Source organism: Halotia branconii CENA392 (assembly GCF_029953635.1).
In the GTDB taxonomy this organism is placed as follows: Bacteria; Cyanobacteriota; Cyanobacteriia; order Cyanobacteriales; family Nostocaceae; genus Halotia; species Halotia branconii.
The window spans coordinates 2,017,132-2,038,787 of sequence record NZ_CP124543.1; the positions used below are offsets into that span (position 1 = coordinate 2,017,132).

At 36.4% G+C, this 21,656-nt stretch carries 18 protein-coding genes; 4 read left to right on the top strand and 14 right to left on the bottom strand.

Annotation, left to right across the window (positions count from 1 at the left end; all coding sequences use genetic code 11):
- Positions 1-1,326, top strand: coding sequence for a lipid-A-disaccharide synthase-related protein (locus tag QI031_RS08955; RefSeq protein WP_281484833.1), 1,326 nt, complete (start codon positions 1-3; stop codon positions 1,324-1,326).
- Between the two features lie 56 nt (positions 1,327-1,382).
- Here the strand turns inward: QI031_RS08955 and QI031_RS08960 are convergent, their stop codons facing one another.
- On the bottom strand, positions 1,383-2,105 hold the full coding sequence (locus QI031_RS08960) for a response regulator transcription factor (protein ID WP_214437518.1): 723 nt from the start codon (positions 2,103-2,105) through the stop codon (positions 1,383-1,385).
- A gap of 398 nt (positions 2,106-2,503) precedes the next feature.
- On the opposite strand from QI031_RS08960, the gene QI031_RS08965 reads away from it, so the two are divergent.
- From QI031_RS08965 to QI031_RS08975, 3 genes are all read left to right on the top strand, one after another.
- Positions 2,504-2,860, top strand: a complete 357-nt coding sequence (locus QI031_RS08965; protein WP_281484834.1) for a hypothetical protein — start codon at positions 2,504-2,506, stop codon at positions 2,858-2,860.
- Between the two features lie 895 nt (positions 2,861-3,755).
- The gene (locus tag QI031_RS08970) at positions 3,756-5,078 is read left to right on the top strand and encodes an ATP-binding response regulator (RefSeq protein WP_281484835.1); all 1,323 of its coding nucleotides are present in this window, start codon (positions 3,756-3,758) and stop codon (positions 5,076-5,078) included.
- 37 nt (positions 5,079-5,115) lie between these two features.
- Complete coding sequence (locus tag QI031_RS08975) at positions 5,116-6,240, top strand: sensor histidine kinase (protein ID WP_281484836.1); 1,125 nt, start codon at positions 5,116-5,118, stop codon at positions 6,238-6,240.
- 65 nt (positions 6,241-6,305) lie between these two features.
- Here the strand turns inward: QI031_RS08975 and QI031_RS08980 are convergent, their stop codons facing one another.
- The 13 genes from QI031_RS08980 to QI031_RS09040 all read right to left on the bottom strand — a co-directional run bounded on the left by QI031_RS08980 (position 6,306) and on the right by QI031_RS09040 (position 21,439).
- Positions 6,306-6,761 (bottom strand): response regulator, encoded by a 456-nt coding sequence (locus QI031_RS08980; RefSeq protein WP_281484837.1) that lies wholly within the window; start codon positions 6,759-6,761, stop codon positions 6,306-6,308.
- Between the two features lie 287 nt (positions 6,762-7,048).
- Positions 7,049-8,428 carry a hypothetical protein gene (locus tag QI031_RS08985; protein ID WP_281484838.1) on the bottom strand — a complete coding sequence of 460 codons (1,380 nt, stop codon included), beginning with the start codon at positions 8,426-8,428 and terminating at the stop codon, positions 7,049-7,051.
- 26 nt (positions 8,429-8,454) lie between these two features.
- On the bottom strand, positions 8,455-9,636 hold the full coding sequence (locus tag QI031_RS08990) for a glycosyltransferase (protein ID WP_281484839.1): 1,182 nt from the start codon (positions 9,634-9,636) through the stop codon (positions 8,455-8,457).
- Positions 9,637-9,655: 19 nt separating this feature from the next.
- Positions 9,656-10,870: a glycosyltransferase family 4 protein gene (locus QI031_RS08995; protein ID WP_281484840.1), complete on the bottom strand. Its 1,215-nt coding sequence runs from the start codon at positions 10,868-10,870 to the stop codon at positions 9,656-9,658.
- Positions 10,871-11,097: 227 nt separating this feature from the next.
- A complete protein-coding gene (locus tag QI031_RS09000) occupies positions 11,098-12,270 on the bottom strand; it encodes a glycosyltransferase (protein WP_281484841.1) in 1,173 nt (390 codons plus the stop codon).
- Positions 12,271-12,287: 17 nt separating this feature from the next.
- On the bottom strand, positions 12,288-13,247 hold the full coding sequence (locus QI031_RS09005; protein ID WP_281484842.1) for a glycosyltransferase family 2 protein: 960 nt from the start codon (positions 13,245-13,247) through the stop codon (positions 12,288-12,290).
- A gap of 65 nt (positions 13,248-13,312) precedes the next feature.
- Positions 13,313-14,236, bottom strand: a complete 924-nt coding sequence (locus QI031_RS09010) for a glycosyltransferase family 2 protein (RefSeq protein ID WP_281484843.1) — start codon at positions 14,234-14,236, stop codon at positions 13,313-13,315.
- A gap of 126 nt (positions 14,237-14,362) precedes the next feature.
- Entirely contained in the window at positions 14,363-15,508 is a 1,146-nt protein-coding gene (locus QI031_RS09015) for a polysaccharide pyruvyl transferase family protein (protein WP_281484844.1), read from the bottom strand.
- Positions 15,509-15,617: 109 nt separating this feature from the next.
- Positions 15,618-16,730, bottom strand: a complete 1,113-nt coding sequence (locus QI031_RS09020; protein ID WP_281484845.1) for a nitroreductase family protein — start codon at positions 16,728-16,730, stop codon at positions 15,618-15,620.
- A 79-nt stretch (positions 16,731-16,809) separates the two neighbouring features.
- Positions 16,810-18,285, bottom strand: coding sequence for an MOP flippase family protein (locus QI031_RS09025; RefSeq protein ID WP_281484846.1), 1,476 nt, complete (start codon positions 18,283-18,285; stop codon positions 16,810-16,812).
- A 170-nt stretch (positions 18,286-18,455) separates the two neighbouring features.
- Positions 18,456-19,142 (bottom strand): acyltransferase, encoded by a 687-nt coding sequence (locus tag QI031_RS09030; protein ID WP_281484847.1) that lies wholly within the window; start codon positions 19,140-19,142, stop codon positions 18,456-18,458.
- Positions 19,143-19,325: 183 nt separating this feature from the next.
- Entirely contained in the window at positions 19,326-20,120 is a 795-nt protein-coding gene (locus QI031_RS09035) for a WecB/TagA/CpsF family glycosyltransferase (protein ID WP_281484848.1), read from the bottom strand.
- Positions 20,121-20,875: 755 nt separating this feature from the next.
- Positions 20,876-21,439 carry a class I SAM-dependent methyltransferase gene (locus QI031_RS09040; protein ID WP_281484849.1) on the bottom strand — a complete coding sequence of 188 codons (564 nt, stop codon included), beginning with the start codon at positions 21,437-21,439 and terminating at the stop codon, positions 20,876-20,878.
- Between the last annotated feature and the right edge of the window lie 217 nt (positions 21,440-21,656).

Below are 21,656 nucleotides of genomic sequence, written 5' to 3' on the forward strand. Positions count from 1 at the left end.
ATGAGCAATGTATCTCGCATATCCCTAGAGCCAAATTGGCAATTACTGGTGTTAAGTAATGGTCATGGTGAAGACATGATTGCTGTGCGGATTTTGGCAGAACTCCAACAACAATCAAATCCACCAGATATCTTTGCTTTACCTTTAGTAGGTGAAGGACGCGCTTACCAAAAGTTGGGTATTCCGTGTATTGGTTCAGTACGCACTATGCCGTCTGGTGGCTTTGTTTATATGGATGGCCGTCAGTTGATGCGAGATGTTCAAGGCGGTTTAGTGCAACTTACCTTGAGTCAAATTCAAGCTGTCCGTCGGTGGGTAAGTTCTCAAAAGCGTTTAGGCAACAAGACGGGTATTTTAGCTGTAGGAGATATTGTACCGCTGTTGTTTGCTACTTTCAGCGGTGCTAACTATGCTTTTGTCGGCACAGCAAAATCAGAATATTATGTGCGGAATGAAGCGGGGCTTTTAGCCAGAAAATCAAAAGCTGCTGATTGGGAAAACTTTTCTGGTTCTATTTACCATCCTTGGGAACGTTGGCTGATGAGTCGTCGCTGTTGTCGGGCAGTGTTCCCTAGAGATTCACTAACTACGGAAATTTTAAAACAGTGGCCTATCCCAGCTTTTGATTTGGGGAATCCGATGATGGACGGTTTGGAAATTACGTCTTCATCTCCAAGATTTTATCGTGCTGATGTCGAGCAGCATGAATTAGCTCGACCCCTAACTTTAACTTTGCTTCCAGGTTCTCGTCCACCAGAAGCATATAAAAATTGGGAAATTATAATTATTGCTGTGTCTGCGTTGATCAATAGTTTACAGGAGAAGGTAGTATTTTTAGCAGCGATCGCTCCTGGTTTAAATTCTAAAATCCTATGCCAAACTCTTCAATCTCAAGACTGGCAATTACATTCAGAATCTCCAGTACCACTTTCTGATCCTAATGCTTTAATTTTTAAACAAAAAGATGCATATTTGTTGTTGACACAACAAGCTTATAACGAATGTTTGCATTGGGGAGATGTAGCGATCGCAATGGCAGGTACAGCTACAGAACAGTTTATCGGTTTAGGTAAACCTGCGATCGCTATTCCTGGTGGTGGTCCCCAATATAACTCTGCCTTTGCAGAAGCTCAAAGTCGTCTTTTAGGCGCTTCTCTAATTTTAATCGAGCAACCAGAACAAATTACGAACGTGCTGCGATCGCTACTCAAAAATCCCGATAATTTGCAAATAATTGCCGAAAACGGTGTACGACGCATGGGTAAACCGGGGGCAGCACGACGCATCGCTGAGTGTCTACAAGAAAGATTGGGCAAGTGGGCATAGGGCATTGGGTATTATTTATCTCCCCCTGCTCCCTGCTCCCTGCTCCCCTGCCTCTTTTAGGCTACTAACCCAGAGCGTAAGGCGCGAACAGCAGCTTGAGTACGATCATCAGCACAGAGTTTATTTAAAATGTTACGGACATGAGTCTTAACTGTACCAACGGTGATATAAAGTTTTTCGGCAATTTGCCCATTACTACACCCAGCAACAATTAATTCCAAGATTTCCAATTCGCGCTGAGTTAAGGGGTAAGTTTCTAAAACTTGCTCATATTCCGTCGCCAGTGCCTCAATCTTGACTGTTTTTGGCTTGTCAGATGCTTGGCTTTCTCCAGGAATACCTTGACGCATCTTCTGTAAAACTACATTAGCGATCGCTGGATCAATCCAGGAGTTACCTTCGTGGGTTGCTTGTATTGCCTCTGTTAACTTATTGATGCTAGTCTCTTTCATGTAATAAGAGTCTGCTCCTGCTGCAAAAGCGGCAAGCACTGCATCCTCTGTGTGATCCATTGTCAGGATGAGAATCTTTGTTGCCGATTGCCCACTCTCTGCTTGATAGCGTCTAAACTTGCGGGTAAGTTCAATACCATCCATATCCGGCAAGCCAATATCCACCACTGCTACATCTGGCTTCGCTGTTTCCAAAAGTTTTAGTCCTTGGGTGGCATTTGCTGCTTCACCAATTACTTTCAACCCGCTGTAAGACTGTAATGCAGCTCTTAGTCCCATTCTAGTGAGGTCATGATCTTCAATTAAAATAATGCTGATTTCGCTCATCGCTACACTCGCTCTCTCTTGTTGCATATTGCAAACTACGACCTTTTTTAAGCAGCTTCTATGATTTTCCCAAACCAAAGATAGATGATTTTTTAACAAGCCTGCATCCACCGATAGAAATAATTAACTCCCTCTTTTTTCTATCTAGATAGAGTTAAAAATCTAGCTGAGGATATATGGCTATTCTACAAGGAAACGTGAAATAGTTGGTGACGAAATCCAAGATTTGGTAGTTCTTTAGGTGTTACATGGGAATCATAACTTAAAGTTAGTTATTCTCAGGCTTTGAAAAAAGCTAAAAAATTCAATAACCATCAATAAGTTAAAGATGCCATCAAAGTAAAGTTATCAATAGTAGTGTACTATCTTTAACTAAACCTTTTAATTTTTGTAGTTTAATGAAGTTAGATGATATTCTCATTAAAATCAACCAAACGTCATTAAATTTTAATGAAACCATCAGCACAGAATTGATTGTCCCTACCTACAAGGGGATGAAGTTTTCGGGCATGGGGAAAAAGAGGCAGCGCTTCGACTTGCTTCGAGTGCGCCCTTCTCTACGAGAGGCTGCGCCAACGGCTGCGCTCAGGCTAAACTCAGCAACCAACGCTCAGGACAAGCTAAACAATGGTGCAAAGGTGCAAAGGAACAGAGGAAAGAAAAGGAATTGGGGACAAGGAAAATTGGAGAATTGGCAAAGAAATGTCTGTTTGTCTACTCTTGCTCCCTTGCTTTTCCCCGTACCCAATGCCTAAGCGGCAAGACGGGTGGTCACTGAACTTGCCGAAGTGCTATTCCTGTTTACCTATCAAGGAATGGAGTTTCCCGCCACTTTCAATAAAATGTGTGTAATCTTTTACACTTGAGAAGCATATATTTAATCAAGAAAATACTGGCGTTTGTGTGGCGATCAAATAAATTGTGAAAACGACAAGAGGTTTGATTACTCTAAATTATATTTCAGTAACTGGCAGTAACTTCGATTTTACTCAAACTAATTAACCAAATGAATACTATTGCTCAAGCTTACGGTACACAATATTAGTCTCCAACTCTCACTAACGACTGAGGACGGGCATTAACTCGCTCATTTACAATTATGATGAAGCTCGATAAAGTATTTTATTTTACTTGATACTCAATTTTTTCTTATTTGCCCGAAGCCATTTTTAGCTTGCTAATTTTAATTGGTCTATGACTATTGATTATATAGTAGCTCTAATTTTAATTCTGAGATTCTGGTCTATCAACTAGATCGAAGATAAATTTACAAACTCAATCCAATCAAAAAAATGCAGTCACAATTGAGCCATCTATTATAAGGAGGAATGAAATAGATGTCATAAATGTCAAGTAGTCATTCAATAAAATTTATATTACTAACCTTGCTGACTATAATCCGGAAGTTTGTAAACTTTAATAGTTTTGTTGAGTATTACCACGATCTCAATAGATATTTAGATATTATGCGAGATACTTTAGTTCGAGATCCTGGAATTATTGTAGATTGCAAGTAGAAAGACCTAATCAAGTCAGGGGTAAGCATCAATCAAAACCCCATCTAAAAAATCTCAAATTATTTTAGTTGGATAAGTTTGAAAATACCAATGCTATATATCAACCTGTGTTTGGCAGCAAAAATAAAAACCGATGGAAGAGACGCTGAAAATTTTGGTTGTAGACGACGATGAGGTAGCTCGCATGGCAGTACGCCGCGCTCTGACTAAAGCAGGTGTGCGGATGGAACTATCTGAGATGTGTAACGGCAATGATGCGTTTTCTAGTCTGAAAAATACAACTTATGATTGTGTTTTTCTCGACTATCGTTTACCAGACCAAGATGGCTTGACGCTAATTCAAAAGCTACGCTCCTGGCAAATTAAAGTTCCTTTAGTAATTCTTACTGCTCAAGGAGATGAACAAATTGCTGTAGAATTAATGAAGGCTGGTGCGACAGATTACCTTTCTAAGTCTAGAGTCTCTTCAGAAACTTTGGCACAGATTTTGCGGAATGCAATTAGAGTACATCGTGCTGAAATGCAAGCGGCATTAGCAAACCAACAGTTAAAAGAAAGTAACGAACAGTTGATTCGCAAAAATCAACAACTAGAGAGACAAAGGCAACAAATTCAGTTACAAAATTTAAAGCTATCGGAAGCATCAAGGCTAAAGTCCCAGTTTTTGGCAACTATGTCTCACGAATTGCGGACTCCCATGAATGCCATTATTGGATTTTCCCAAATATTATTACGTCCTAAATTTGCTCAGCTTACCCATAAACAAGCAGATATGGTAGAGCGTATTCTCAACAATGGTAAGCATTTGCTAGTGTTATTAAATGAAGTTCTCGATTTTTCTAAATTAGAAGCAGGACGATTAGAATTAAAGCCAGAATTATTTGATTTATTAAAGGTTGTAAATTCTACAGTTACAGAAATGCGTTCTCTAGCTGAGGCGAAAAATTTGTCTTTAATTGTTCAAACTGATTTACAAAACTCTGTGTTGTATAATGACTCAGTGCGTGTGCGCCAAATTTTAGTCAATCTCTTATCAAATGCGATTAAGTTTACAGAGTCTGGCAACATTTGGATTGAAGTCAGAGAACTTCCAGCAAATCGAGTGGCGATCGCCGTTCGGGATACAGGTATTGGTATAGCTCCTAAAGATTTTAAACATATTTTTGAAGCCTTTCGACAAGTCGATCAAAGTATTACTCGCAAATACCCTGGTACAGGACTGGGTTTGGCAATTATCGATTCGCTAGTGCGAATGATGGGTGGTCAAATTTTTTTAGAAAGTCAACTAGGCGTTGGGTCAATGTTCAAGATTGAAATACCAAGGCAAATTTCTTTACAAAACCCAGTTACTAATATTTCGGCTTTTCACTGGGGGGGTGAGAGCATTGTTTGTTCTGTTCGCAATCCTCATGAGTCTAGCAAAGCGTCGATGGGTTATCCTCATCGCCAATTATAAATTAATTTTAATTGATGTAGATAGAAGTTGATAAATCATGTCCGTTGTAGAAAATTCTCAAATTGATCGCATTCTTGCCGTTGATGATACTAGAGATAATCTGATTTTGGTTCAGACTATTTTAGAAAGTGAGGGATATGAGATTGACTTAGCAGCAGATGGTATATCAGCCGTGCAGCATGTAGAACAATCCCCACCAGATTTGATTCTTTTAGATGTGATGATGCCAGGGATGGATGGTTATGAAGTCACCCGTCGGATTCGCAAAAATCCTGCTCTCAACTATATTCCGATTTTGCTAATCACTGCTTTTCACGAATCCAGCGTTGTCGAGGGATTAGATGCTGGTGCTGACGATTTTATTCGCAAGCCATTTGATACTGATGAACTATTAGCACGGGTGCGATCGCTATTACGCCTGAAGCATAGTCTTGACGAGCAAAAAAAGATGGCGCGTCAAAGAGAAGACTTTGTTTCACGTCTCACCCACGATTTACGCACTCCTTTAGTAGCTGCTGATCGGATGCTGGGTTTGTTTGAACAAGAAACTTTCTGCAAGATTTCGCCAGAAATGAAACAAGCGATCGCAGTGATGATTCGCAGTAACCAAAATTTGATGCAAATGGTAAATACTCTATTAGAAGTTTATCGTTTCGAGGCAGGTAAAAAAACCTTAAATTGGGAAAGCTGTAATTTACCGCAGATTATTCAAGAAGTTGTCAGTGAACTGTCTCCCCTGGCTAATGAGAAGAGTTTAACTCTGAAAATAGACACCAGTAAGTTAGCAAAACTGGGAGAAGATGGCGGTGTCATAATGGGAGATGCACTAGAAATTAGGCGCGTGTTTAATAATTTGATTGGTAACGCCATTAAATTTACAGATACCGGAGGTATAGAAATTCGGATTTTTGAAAAATCGAGCAATTCTCCAAGTCCAGATTGGGTAATTATAGAAGTTGAAGACACAGGCTATGGCATTGCTCCTGAAGACCAACCCAACGTTTTCCAACGATTTCGTCAAGGTAGAAATAAACGCTCAGGCAGTGGATTAGGATTGCACTTATCAAGTCGAATCGTTGAAGGGCATAATGGCGCGATCGCAGTTGCTTCTGAATTAGGTCAAGGTACTATATTCACAGTGCAACTACCAAAGCACGATTAAGTTCTTCTATTGAATCCCACACCACTTCTTTTATTTTTCGTTTCTTTTATAAAGTTGCATCACAACTAATCTTGACATAATTCATAAGTCAGTTGAGTACGGAATCTACCCTGTAGATTATGCCGAATTATGGTCTCTAAGTCTTCAATCATATAAGGTTTGCTAATATAGTCATTAAAACCTGCCATCAAAATGCGTTCTCTATCTTGTCTAGTAGCTAAAGCTGTAACCGCAATTACTGGAATTTCGCAAGTTAGAGGTTCTTGCTTGAGATGGTGTACAACATCAATTCCACTTAAACCTGGCAACAAAATATCCAACATAATCAGGTCTGGTTGATACTCTTTTGCCACTAATACTGTTGCAGAACTGTCTGCTTGACAAATGAATCTACAACCAAGTGAATCAAGGGCATAACTCATTAACAGTAGACTATCATCATGATCTTCTACTGCCAAAACTAATGGCTGTTGAATGTTGTGCTTATTTTCATCACTCATGAATGAATGTGCCAAATACATCACTTCTTTAGAGGATTCAATTGAAATTTATTGTCTTTCGTATCAACAATGGGCAGCGTATCTTGTAAGCAATAAAATAGAAATAGTTACCGTATTAGCTCGTATTTTGCTTTAATCTATAATCTTTATCCATCCAACTATAATTGAGGGCAACAAGTCTTAGACGAATAGGTTAAGCATATACCCCTCGATTATACGCAGAATTACAGAATGTGTTTCTAAATATCTTTGATCATAAATTGATATAAAAAATATTTATACTTTAACAGACTATGAAACTCTACAATTTAATTTGAAAAATTGTCATTAAGATTATAACTTTCTAGCCTATTTTCATGCCAGCGCAGACCAATAAACATAGCAATGGAAAGCATATAAGCAGGTTCTTCCAGCTGAGTGAAAATAAAACCAAATATGACTATATTAAGTAACAATAACTTACAAAAATCATCCGTGCAAAGTTTACTCCATACCAAATATCCCAGATAAAGATATGCTCCCAACCCTACAAATCCTATATCTCCCCAAATCCCAGCCCATCCCCAAAAAGGAGAGAAAAAAGTACTGATAGAACCTATAACGCCACCAAAAGCAAGTGATGAGAACCTATCCCAAACAGCTTGACTAGCAGGATGTACTGTAGCTCCAAATGGAATTAACAAGTAATCATAATCCTTAAGCATCCACCCTCCTAAACGCCCAACTGTATGTCCAGGGCCTAAACCGAAAAACCAATTCAGGGGCGACTTATAGTAAGAAGGTATGATTTGTACCGAAGCCAATTTAATTTGCATTGTACGACTATTAAGGTCGTACCATTCAGGATCGAGGTAAGTTTTGAAAGGACGGAAGGCTTGTAAATTTTCAGCACACCAAAGAAGTGTAGCTAATATCAAAACTATACCTATGACAGATAAGAGTAATTTTTTAATATCCTTAACTTTAGTTAGTGCCAAAATACCCCAAGCTAATATGAATACTACTAATACTTGTTTAGAATCGCTAATTATGACCTGCCAAAACGCGGCAATCATCACAGTTATTCGCAACCATAAAGGAGCTTTATTGCCACTCTGAAAATAATACAATCCAAAGAACATTGAAACGCTAGCTGATAAAGAGTTTCCAGCTCCAGATATGTAAAAAACTCCTTGAACTAAATCAACAGTTAGAAGTGTAGTTTTTAAAGAACTATAAATTAAAGGAATTATTATGTAGTGCTGCAAATATGCCAGGATCAGATTAATAAAACAAAAACGTATTATCCAAACTTGCATTCGTTCCAATGTTTTTGGATACATATTAAGACTAATTAATGCTATCAATAACAGAAAAGATTCTGCTAGCAATAAAAAATCCATGATCACATTGATTAATCCTGCTTGATTCAAAAGGGCACTAACCAACAGTACTCCTATAAGGATAAGTAGACCAGATAACAGAGTCCACGTAGCTGCAATTTGATAGCTATTTTTTGTTTTTGTTGTGAATAGTACAATTCCAAAAGTTAATGGAACAGTGGCAAAATGCAGAAAATTGATGTATGAAGGGAAACCTATAGTATCAAAAAGACGCGCAAAAAAAGCACTGGCAAATGCTATTATTATTAAGGTTGAGAGTTTAATATATCCTTCTGCTTTTTTACGAGATGCTATTTCTATATTCATGCTTTTTCCTCTAGTTTTTAATTGTCTTAGTTAAATTGTTTAGATTTAACACTAGAAGCCATCTCGTAAATCTCCATGAGTCTACGGTAGTTTTCCTTATGAGTATACTTAGCCTCAAACTCAGATCTGACTTGTTGACGCATCTGAGCTAATAAATTTGGATTTGCTAAAGCCCATTCTACCTTGGCAGCTAGATCCTCTGGATTCCCAGGAGAAAAATTAAGTCCTGTTCGACCAGCGTCTACTAATTCTGCGATCGCTCCAATGTTAGCAGCAATTACAGGAGTACCTTTAGCAAACGCCTCAACCGCCACACGACCAAAAGTTTCATACCATTTGGAGGGAAATATTAAAAACATTGCCTCCCCCATTAATTGATGTACTTCGGACATTGGTCTACGTCCTAGCCATTCCACCTGAGGTATTTTTTTTATTGCTTCCATTACCTCAGAAGCTAGTGGACCATCTCCAACAATTTTTAGGGGAACTTTTCCATCTAAAATTTGCCAAGCCGCAAGTAAGGTATCTAATCCTTTTTCTATAGAAAGTCTACCTACAAACAGAGCATAACCACCAGAACCTCCCCCCATTCCTGGATCGGGATTGACAAAATTAGGTTTAACTATAATTTTTTTTGCTGGTAGACCACCTGCGATAAATTTTTGTCGCGCAAACTCAGTTAAAGCAATATAAACATCTACCATCTCCGTCCAAGTGCGTATGGTACGGTGTGCAGTTAACATAGTTGCCACAGCAACCGTTGCTGGGCGATTTTTGCGGTAGCAGCTATGCATAACTCCAGGATAAGGAACAAACTTCCCCATACAATCTTCACAGACTTGACCATCACGAAAAAATAAGCCATTAGGACACAGAAGACGGTAATTTCGCAGAGTCTGAACTACTGGTACACCTTCTGACTTAGCTGCATAGTAAACAGATGGAGAAATTAAAGGGAAAAAATTCTGGATATGCACTAAATCGCAGTTAGCACGCCTAAGTTTTTGTTTGACTATGTTGTAAGACTCTTTTGACCAGACGGTTCTAAGTGCCATTGGTATAGTTCCAATAGCTGCTACCCGTTCATTATGCTCTTGGTAAACATCAACTTCATGACCCATTTGCCGTAACAGGCATTCTTCTGACTCGCGAGATTCATCCTCGCCGCCACGAATTTGATAGTTGTTATGTATACTAAGTATACGCATCTTTTCTGTTACCGTGCCTTTAAGCTAAAGCTTTATTACTGTACTCATGATCTTGAACCGTTTTTTCATAGAGTTGCGCTAAAGATTCTGCCTTTTTGCCCCAGTTAAAGGATTGAGCAACTAAATGTTGTCCTGCGTAACCCATACTTAACCTTAATTCTCCATCTTGAGCTAAACGAGTCATTGCCTCAGCTAGTCCGCAAACTGCTTCTTCAGGTGTAGATGCCTGGATTTTAAAGCCAGTTTCTGCCGTAACCTGAACGGTTGGGCCTCCTAAATTTAAACAAATTACTGGGCAACCTGCTGCCATTGCTTCTAAGCAAACCCATCCCCCAGAATCATGTAGACTCGGATGAATTAACACATGGGACTGACTGAGCTTGTTTAAAGTTTCAGATCTTGACAATCTACCCCAGAATTTTACTCGTTTACTAACATCAAGTTCTTCTACAAGAGTTTGTAATCGTTCTCTTTCAGGGCCATCCCCCAAAATCCAGTATTCTGTATCATTAGGTAAATCTGCTTGAGCAAAGGCTTTAACTCCTAAGTGAATACCCTTCCAATGTAGCAATCTGGACATACTAATAAACCGAATTTGATGACTATCAGGAATCGGGCGTTGAGCTAATTGTTGAATTTCCTCTTCTGATAAACCTGATTCAGAATAAACTTGCACATTTATTGCACCCATTTGCCGCAGACGCTTAGCAGTATCTTCGGTAGTTGCTCGAATTAGAGTACTATTTTGTATGGTAAGCCTAACAAATGGATCGTATTCACCTAGTTTGTGAGCTGTATTTCGTATAATTTCATACATTTTGCCTTGAACACTAAAATCTTTCCAAAAGGCTTTAGGAGCTGATTCTGCCCCTCCTACAGGTCCCCAAATAAAGGGAATTGGTAAGAATGAAATAAAACTCGGTGATGAATATCTCACATAAGTTATGTGATGTGAAAGATCAAAACCAATTTCTTGATGTAATTTACGAGCAAGCAAATAAGCTTTTATTTGCCAGAGATAGTGATGAATATGCACTCTTCCAAGACTACGTTTCCAACACTTTGACCCAGGTAAATCAACATCAACATATACAAATTCCAAGCCAGAAATTGGACTACTACTTAACTTCGATTCAATATATGAGCGATTATCCTCTCTAGTAAATACCCATATTTTATGATATTGACCCAACTCACAAACTGTGTTCCAGCCTACTCCAGGCTCTGATCCCATATTTGGTCTACAGGCGTAGGCAGAAGCTACAATTTTTAGAAAACTCATTAATTTAAACCATTAAACATACTGCTTTCAATTTAATTTTCAGTAATATTAGCCAGCTTGTTTTATTAAAGAAACTACTTCATAAAAATATATTTGCATACTACTGAATAAACTAATTAAGCTTCTGTGATATCAGCCAGATAATTTCAATAAATTGTTTGTTGAATGAAAGAGTATTATCAATTAAGTTTTTTTGAATTTCCAATCATAATTGAAAGTTCATCCTTTAATACTGCTTCATAAATCTCTTCTAAAATCTTGTTTTGCTTAGATTTATCAAAGTTAATTTGCATATTTTTCCGTGCTTGTAAACTAAAGTGTTGCCATTGTTTTGGGTCTTTCAACAGCTGTAAAGTATATTCAGCAAGTGCTTGTGAATCTCTCTCTGCTGCCAAAAAACCGGTTTTTCCATGAATTACTGCCTCTGGAATACCTGCATGAAAAGTACTAATAACAGGTACTCCCATAGCTTGAGCCTCAAGAATAACAATAGGTAGTCCCTCAGAATCTCCTTGAGTGGCAGTGATACTTGGTGCAGCGAGTAATTGAGCGCGATTCATCCAACTTTTGACAATATCTGACGGTTGAAATCCCAGAAACTGATATCGGTGGAGTAATTTTGACGCTAGCGCTTCTAACTCTAAGCGTAAAGGGCCTTCACCAATAATGACCAATTCTACATCAGGAAGAACTGATTGTACTTTAGCCATTGCTTGAATCAGGTACTCACAGCCTTTTTTTTCAACTAGCCGACCAACAAATAATACTATCGACTCACGATTTACCTTGGGATCTACTTTAAATAATTCTGTATCTACGCCGATGTAATGCACCAAAATCCGATCTGAAGGGAAACCCTTTTTAACAAGCTCTGCCTTTATAAACTCAGACACAGCAATAAACAACCGAGTCTCTTGTTTGAGGGCTTCTCGACGTTTAAGGTAAATGCGAGTACTAATAGAATCACGCCGAGCATACTCATCTGTCATGGTAGCATCAAGACCATGAAATGTAACAATTAGTGGTATTTGCAAAGATCGCGCTAAAGGAAGAGCTAAAGCTCCACACACTCCAAAATGGGCGTGGATTAAAACAGGAAGTAACTGCTTAACTTGTTTATAGAACTTTGGTGCAAAGCCGAAGAATTTAAAAATAATTTCTTTGGCTGAGCCAAACAAATTTCCTTGATTTATTATAATCATGCGTTCAGGCGGTAAAATTAATCCTTGAACTAAACGCGCGCCCACATAATGGGAAGTAAAATTATGCAAACATTCTCCTTGAGAAAGGATAAAAGTTTCTGATTTTGGTAGAAGGCGACCAGTGAATATAATTAGATTAGGATTAGACATAACTTTAAAAAAAACTACTAAACTTTTATGAGCGATCTGAAATAGTAATATATTGCTCGCGAGTAAATGTTCAGTTTTTCTCTGTTAGAAATTGAAAATAAATAATCATTGATAGTTTTTTCATTTATGGAATCTTTGTTGCCAGATTGCCATTGAAATCCCATACCAACTGCCATTAATTTATTAGCAAATTTATAAAATTTAGGAAATTTTTGTTTGACCCAAAGAGCTGTATACATAAACTTTCTAGCTTTTTGATCTTGTCTATCTTTCCTTAAAGTCGCTGCATTATTACTGTGTATTTTTTGTAATGTTAATGCATCACTTAAAATAAAACCTTTGCTTAGCCCAACTGCCATAAATTTGACATAATAATCATTGTTAGTAATTATTTTTGGAGCAGGCATAGGTAAGATTTTATCCAAAAGCGATCGCCTAAAACAAAGACCAGAACAAGGAGGAATATGGGGAGGGATTCGACCTGCACTGATCAATGGTCGAAAATCACATTCACGAGTTACATAATTTGGTGTATTTGTTATGGGCAACGTGTTGTTGTCTTCATCAATCAACTGCATACTATGAAAACACCAACCAATTTCCTCTGATGATTTAAATGTTTTAACTACTTTTTCTATTTTATCCGGCACAAACATGTCGTCTGAATCTAAAAAGCAAATAATTTCTCCTGTACTTTGGGCAAAGCCTGCATTGTAATTAGATGGTTGTCCACCATTTTCTTTAAAAATAGGAACTATTAAATCTCCATACTGAGAGATAACTTCACGAGATTTATCTTTAGAACCGTCATCTACAACGATAACCTCAATATTTTGATATGTTTGCTTTAATACACTATCTATTGCTTGACCGACAAAACGTTCATAGTTATAGTTACCTATAATGATGCTGACTACAGGAGTGTCACTCAACATGGATGATTTTTCAAGATTTGCAGATTTATTGGAATTTATCATTGTCTGTTAGGGTATAAAATATATAAGTTTAAAACTAAAACTTAGAGAAAAGCTATTAATTACTACTATCCTCTTGCAGATATCCCACCTAAATATAGGCGAATTTTTTCTAAAATGATTATATATCTTGTAAAAAACATGACTAAAATCAACTGAAGCTTTTGTTGAGTGCTTTTTAACTCTTGATTAGTCCAAGCATGATATAAGCTCCTAAAAGGAGGCTTAAAAGTTTCTAATATATCAATTGCTATGTCTATTAATGAAGGATTTTCGCTCATCATTCTGTCAAATTTTCCACCAGTAAGACGTGCAATTCGTTTTCTTAGCTGCAAAAAGGAGTGTCTTGCAGGATGTTTTACACATACATCATCTGCATATACTTGCTCATAGCCAGCTGCAAAGACTCGTTGTCCCCATTGGCGATCGCCACCAGATTTAAGAGTACTATCAAAATAACCTACATTATCAAATACACATCTAAAGGTGAAAATATTTGCAGTCATGCCATAGTGTAGCTCCTCTAATTTTTCTTTTTGAGGAAAATTCAAACAAATACTTTCATATATTTCTACAGATGTTGGTCTATCTGGATTTTGAAAAAAGAGGTCTATTTTACCAGCTACTAATCCACAATTAGAAGTGCTAAGTAAATGTTTTACACCTTTTTCAATCCAGTCAGGATCTGGAATACAATCTGAGTCAGTGAAAGCTAAAATTTCACCTTTTGCAAGTGAAATTCCTTTGTTTCTAGCCTTATAAGAACCGGGAACACTTTCATAAGTAGCTTTTACTTGACCAAATTCGTTAACCACGTCCCCAATAGCTTCATTAGAAGCATTATCAATCACAATTACTTCATAAAACTCTTTCAGATAGGTTTGCCTGTCCAAAGCTAATAAACAGCTTTTTAATCGTTTTGTGTCGTTGAAAACTGGAATTATTACTGAAACGAAAGGTTGAGCCAAAAAAGATGATTCTCTATTTTTCATTTGAATTATATGACCAAATAAAAGTAAATCTTTCTAGCTATGATGCAGAAAAATAACATAATATCGGATATTTGATAACTTAAGTATTCTTTGACGATACTATTAGTTACGGTTTGATAAAATTCGCTAAGAAGTCAACACTTTATAAACTTCTGACCACATATCATAAGATAATTTTTTTTGTTCCAAACCTGCTTTATTTATTTTATCAATTAGCTCAGAACGACTATGGTCTTCAGTAATTAATTTGAGATGATCTCTGATCTTTTCTTGTGAATCAAACGAAGTAACTAAACACTCTACACAATTATAGTCTTCCAATAGTATCCGATATTTATGACTCCACCCAGTTGCTAAACAAGGGATTCCTTGTGAAAGTGCACTAATTAAACCGTGAAATCTAGAACTAACTACTGAGTGACATTTACCAAGTATACCTTTGATATATAAAGGATTACTTTCTGAAATAACTTCTAGCGATTCTCCAAACTTTGATCTCATCTGTGTTCCTAAATTGTTATCAGTGGTATCATGAATTAAAATAAATGGTTTAAGCCCTACTTCTGTGAAAAAATCTAGACAAGTTTCTAAATAGGAAAGATACTTTGATTGAACATTACCTGAAGTTTTATCAAGCATTCTCGTGTTAGGAATAATGCAGGCGCGTTTTGTTTGGGTATCAAAATATTCAGGAATAGACCCTTTAACTAAATTTGTAAAATCTGGCGCCATTTTAATAAGCGACGAATTCGCCCCTAAATCCATTAAATATTTGTAAGAAATCTCATCTCTTGAAAATACCAAATCTGCATTATCTAGCAGTTCAATAAAAGCTTTTTTTAGTTGCGGATTTTCAAAAGGGCCAAAAGCTTGGGGTAATAAAATAACTTTTTTGCCTTCCCTCTTACATTTTTTTGCTAAATTTGCCATTACAACTGTTTGTTGTAAGTTCCATTGGTCGGAATAAGCAAAACCCGAAGCATCCAAAACTGAGTCAATCTCTGGATATGTTATTAATCCCAATGAATGCCTCAACTTTTGAGGCATTAAATAATTAATAGTATTGATTGCCGAGTTCAAAAATGGAATATTTTTATCTGAAGTAATAAGCTGATAAAGTCCAAGTTGAGACCTCTGCTTGTACGTTCCAGTCTTAGGACGAATTGCTACGATATTTTCTTCATTCCAATCGGAAAGCTTTTGTATAACAGCGTGAAGCATTAACTCTGCTCCTTTGTTCTTAAAATTAATGCCTCGAATTTCAACAATCATTTTGTGACTCCATTCAAACAATTTTGTATGCTTTGTTACTAAACCTAAAAATTATATCTATATATAGAGAGTGGATACCTAATTATTAGCAAAAAATTGCCAATACTATTTAACTATATCTACGAAGCTGACTAAGAGATTTTTTGTGTGAATAGGCTACCATCCCATCTGGGTCGGGGTACCCCAAAGATATCAACATGATAGGGCGCTCATCAAGTTCAAGTCCAAGTAATGTCGCCATTTCCCTCTCTTTCAAATCAATGTCAGGCCAGTTTATGGGACAAGAACTGAGACCTAACGTTTCTAAAGCATACATAAAAGACATTGAGGCAAGAGAACCATCGATATAAATCACATGACGATCTCTCTCGCTAAAGTATGCTCTTAATTTACCAACTACAACCACAATCACTGGAAAGTTGTGGCTGAAACCTTGAGTTCCCATTGGAATAGAGGCAACTTTCTGGATTATTTGTGGTTCGTCGAAAACTCGAAATTCAAAAGGTTGTCGATTGCAGGCACTTGGAGAAAGAGCAGCTATTGTAATCGCTTTGTCTATTAGCTCTCTTGGCACGGGTTTTTGCAAATACCAGCGAACAGACCGCCTCCGATAAGAAAGCTCTAGTAAATTTTCATAATTTACAGATGTAGGCTTGCTCAAATCCCGTTTGTATGGAATGCGAGGAACTTCTGCTGAAGCAACATGCTTCAGAGCCAAAAATTTTTTTCTCATCTCATCAATAACTGGATGGGAAGCAACAACTGTAAAATACTTTGATAATACATCACAAGCCCAACCTAACTCACTTAAGTCAGCATAATCATCACACCCTGCTAAAACTGTTTCATAGCTTTGAACAGTCTCCGATATATAATCTGTTGCAAAGACATCACGCCGAGGTTGCATCAGCAAACCTTTTTCTATTCGATGAATATTACGTCGTAACAAATATTGGCTTTCCTGATTAGTTGGGTGGCCTTCAATATATTTTAACTGACCGTATATACAACCTCGATGTTCTTTGGCAAAAGCTCTTGAAAATAAGGCATAATAAAGAGAACTTAACAGTTCTGATTTTACTGCTATTTGCAGTAGGAAATGTGATAATTTATTTTTTATTTTACTACTATTAATTAGTTTAGAACTAACTTTAATTACACTTTGAGGAACAATTAATTTAATCAATTTACTTATCTTTTGGTTATTAAAAGTTGTATTCATATATTTAAGTAAACTTCTGATTGTTTTAAATTGTTTGTGATTACATATTTTTGACGGAGAAATTCATTAATTACCTCAATTACCTCATTTTTTCAGCTACAGGAATTTTAATTAAATAAAGAACTTTTTTGAAAAGGCTTGGTGCGCTTAGTCGAATCATTGCTACATATATTACAGTACCAAATACAATACAAATAGTTAATACTAAGTATAAATTTATTGATGTTCCTAAAAAATATTTTATTCCTAAAATCATAACAACCATTACTAACGAACTAATAAGAGGTGTAATATACTGTTGAAGATAAGTAGTTAAATTGATATGAATTAATTTATGAATCATCCAAACTGGAATGGGTGAAAATAGATAAGCTCGAATAACAAAAGCTGATGCGACAGCAATAATTCCCCATTTAACTACCAAAATATAAGACATAACATTAGCCACAGAATTTAAGACTGTTATTCCAAGTCTCCAGGATGGCTTACCTAGGGCTAATATCACTGAATTATTAAAAAACGAAACTGACTGAAGAAGTCCTACAAATGTGAGGACACGCATTACTGGTACACTCGGTAACCATTGACTACCAAACATAGCCTTGATTAGTTCAGGAGACAGAGCAGCAACTGCTAGAAACATGGGAAAAGCAATGAAACTGGATAGCTGAGTAACACTATAAAAGGCACGTCTCATGCGCTCAGGGTCATGCTGGATCTTAGAAAAAGTTGGCAAAGCAACTTTGCTCGTCGTGCTTATCAAAAGCTGAGTCATGACTAGCAATATACGATAGGCGACGCTGTAGTAACCCAGAGCAATTGGACCTAAGAAGTACCCAATTAAAAAATCATCTCCACGACGACTAAAAAAGTTGAAAACGTTGAATCCTACTTCATTAATGCCAAATGAAAATAATTCTTGGAAATGTTTTGCAGAAAACTTAAATCTTGGTCGCCAATCGCTAACTCCCCAAAGAGTAAATACTTGTACCAAACCATTGGCTAGTTGCTGACCAACTAAACTCCAGACACCGAATCCCGTAAAAACCATAGTCACACCTACAATACCGCCAGCAATCACCGCAGATAGTGTACGTATAGCAAGAGCTTTGAAGGCAAGCTTACGTTGAAATATTGCTTGTTGAACACTGCTCAAAGCGCTAAATAAAAAACTGAAAGATAACCAGCGGATAATCGGTGTCAGTGCTGACTGATTGAAAAAATCGGCAACTAAGCTAGCGCATAAAATACTTAAGATTAATAATAAAGTACTGATACCAATATTTGTCCAAAAGGCAGTATCTAGGTGTTCTGGTTCTAATTCTTGGCGCTGGATGATTGCTGTAGACAATCCTTGGTCGACAAATAATTGAATGAAACTTAGAAAAACACTGGCTAAAGCAACTAAACCAAAAGCCTTTGGCTCAAGTTGACGGGCTAGTAAAAAGAAAACACCAAAGGAAATTACCTGACTGCCCCAACTCTCAATCGCAGACCAAACTAAACCTTTAACAGCCTTTTGTCGTAAATTTGATGATTGTTTTGGTGATTGCATTACAGGATTAATTCAATAAAATGGCTGGAAAAAAACTGATTTAGCCAAATTCAACTTCAACTAAGGTTATGCTCCTTATTAAACCTGCAAATATACGAAATAAATTCACTGAATTAGACTAGACTACTCTGTAAAAACATAAATTTATTATTCTTTTATCATCATGTTATTTACTTTTGGTTTAGAGAAGCTTCAGATTTTTCTAACTTCACTTCACGCGGTTTGACATTATTTGTGAAAAACTTTGCATCTTTGGGGTAGCTTTTTTTCACATTTGCTGGATTTCCTGCAACTAAAACATAATTTTTATCCAAGAAATTTTTCGTAATCACAGAACCAGCGCCGACTAAAGTAAATGACCCTATACCTGCACCAGGTAAAAGTATACAATGACTAGCAATATAACAATAATCACCAATAATAATTGGTTTGTTAGTCTCTCTATAATCAGGATCTGCAATTATGGTATGAGTGTAAAACGATGAACTACTACCAGCTATGAGACACTTTTTACCTATGATTATTTGCTCTTGAAGGTCTAAGTAATGCCTACTCAATATACGAGTTCTTTCACCAATTGTTATACATCCAAAACCTTCTTGACCGTAGTCATGTGTTTTTGAAGCAGTAAACCAATTAAACGAACCATCAATAGCTGACTTTTCCATCATAGTCAGATGAGAGAGATTTTTTAGATAGTTGAAATTTTTAATTCTTACATCATCTTTTAACGTTATTTTTTTTATATTCAATATAGACATACCAATGTAAACATTTTTTCCAATTTCATGCCCCATCATTTTTAAAACTAAGATTTTCAGTTTAGATGGAAGTAAAGCAACTAAAACAGCTACCATGAAGTTGTTCATTGTTTATTTTCTACAATTAGTTTTTGTTTGTTATTTTAGATGCTATCAACAATAATAAAAAGCCATTGGTTTACTTTACTATGTTGATTGAATCTGATTGTGTTACTGCTAAATAATAGCTAAGCACAAATAAAAACTATACTCATGCTTGATATAAAATTGCTAAATTATTTATTCACTAGTCCCAAGGAAAACCCCTGCAAGGCGACTTGATGATAGTAGTTGTTTAGTTGCCAACCATATAAATGGTGGAATTGTTGTAGCATAGCGATGCCAAAGTCTACGTGGTTCTTGAATCCACCGATAAAGCCATTCCATTCCTAAATCTCTTATTATCCGTGGAGCGCGCTTTTGGATACCTGCGTAAACTGGGAAAACTCCGCCTAACCCAATCATGACTGCCTGAATTTTACCCTTGTGCTGAGCCATCCAATTCTCTTGTTTTGGACATCCCAAGGACACTAGTACAATGCCAGCACCACTAGAGTTAATTTTATTAATCAAAGCTTCGTCTTCAGCTTCAGTTAAAGGGCGAAATGGCAAAGGTTCCATTGCTGCTATTTTCAGCTGGGGAAATTCCTGCTCTAACCTTCTTCGCATTCTGGAAAGAATTTCTGTTTGCGAACCGACACAGAAAATACTTAAATTTTGTGCTTGGGCTTGATGGCATAAGGCTAGAAAAATATCCATGCCGGCTACACGATCTTGATAACGCGCTCCCATTTGTCGCATCATCCAAACTAAAGGCATTCCATCAGGAGTTACTATATCTGCACTCTGTAGTACACTACCAAAATCTGGATTCCAGTGAGCTTCCATGAGCATGTGTACATTAGCTACGCATACAGTCTTGCTTGCACGTGCGATCGCCCACTTCATTATTGCTTGTATGTGATCCTCAAAACGTAAGGCAGTAATAGGAAAATCAAGCACTTTTTGAGTAGGCAGAAACACTCTTCCTACCATAAATTACCCCTCATTCATGTCAAAGATGTAAATTTACAGATCAACTAGGGAATTTTTTACCTAAAAAAATAAAGTAGCATAAACCCTAACTTTTATCGGTACTTTGAGCGCTTTCAGATTTGAACACACATAGACAATATCATTCTCTAAGTGATTTTTGTAATTTTTTTGAAGTCAATTATAACTATCTGTAACCGTATATTATTTTACTGGTTGAATTAATTATTTTTACGTTCTTAATGATAAAGTTTATATTTACTTCATAAATTATTTAGGTTTTGTTTACGCAAATATTACAATTTCGTGAAGTATCTTTACGAGATAATCCCTTATATAGCGATAAATCCTGTATTAAAGCAAAATTCTGAAGAATTAATTGATTAAATTGATATATGAAGAAACCAAAAATCATAAAGTTTTTTTTTAATTTGAAATACTATCTTTTAACAAAAAACTAATAAATTTTTCTTATGTTTATAAAAATGTGATTTAAGTAACTGTTAATTTTACTGTTATGTGTACTGTAGCTCGTTATTTTTAGGGTAACACTCAAAAACAAAGGGGAAGATTTACTTTTCTTCCCCTTATCTATTGCTTTGCTTTATCCTTTATGGCAATATTTGGCTTTGTTTTTTGAATTGTTATTTTCTTGCTGAACCACCTTCAGCTTGATTATTTTTCCCTTTTCTACTAAGAAATTAGTATTTTCTTAGTTACATAGTTATGTATATATTAAGTTAAAAATATGCTTCACTTTATAACTTAGTACAGAAAAAAACATCTTCCTTTGAGGAAACTCTCATCTTTTCTATTTCCTCTTGGCTTACAAATTCAAGGGCTTTGATACGTTTGACGTTAAAACCTGCATCAACTAGACGTTGCTCATAATCTTGTTTTCCATAACATCTAACATGCTCTGGGTGACCAAATGCTTTTAATCGTTCATTCGGATCTGTAATTGATGAGTCTTCATAAGTGGTTTCAAGGTTTATAATTGGTACTTGTAGAACAGCCCAACCTTTATTTGTTAAAACTCGATGAAGCTCACGCATTGCCTTCTTATCGTCTAAAACGTGTTCGAGAACATGACTACAATAAATTACGTCAAAAGTATTATCTGGGTATCGGATATCTGTAATATCCATCTTTACCGTTGCAGAAGGTTTAGAAATATCTGCGGTCAAGTAGTCTATTGTATTCATTCGCTCTAAACGCCTTTGAAAACTATACTCTGGCGCTATATGGAGCATTTTTTTCTTATTTAAATCAAAAAGATTAGTATATCTTTCAAAAAATAACCAGATTAGTCGGTGTCGCATTAGTGAACGGCAAACAGGACACTTTACGTGCGACTGTAATTTACCAACAGGAGATATTGACTCAAAGTTTCGCAGATGACTTTGGCAAACTGGACAGAAACGAGTATTTCCAAAAAATCGTATTTGTAAAATGGGTTTTACAAGTTCATAAATAAAAAATTTGATTTGTGAGTTTTTGATATGCACTTTGATTACCTCTTAAAAAAGATTATTAAAT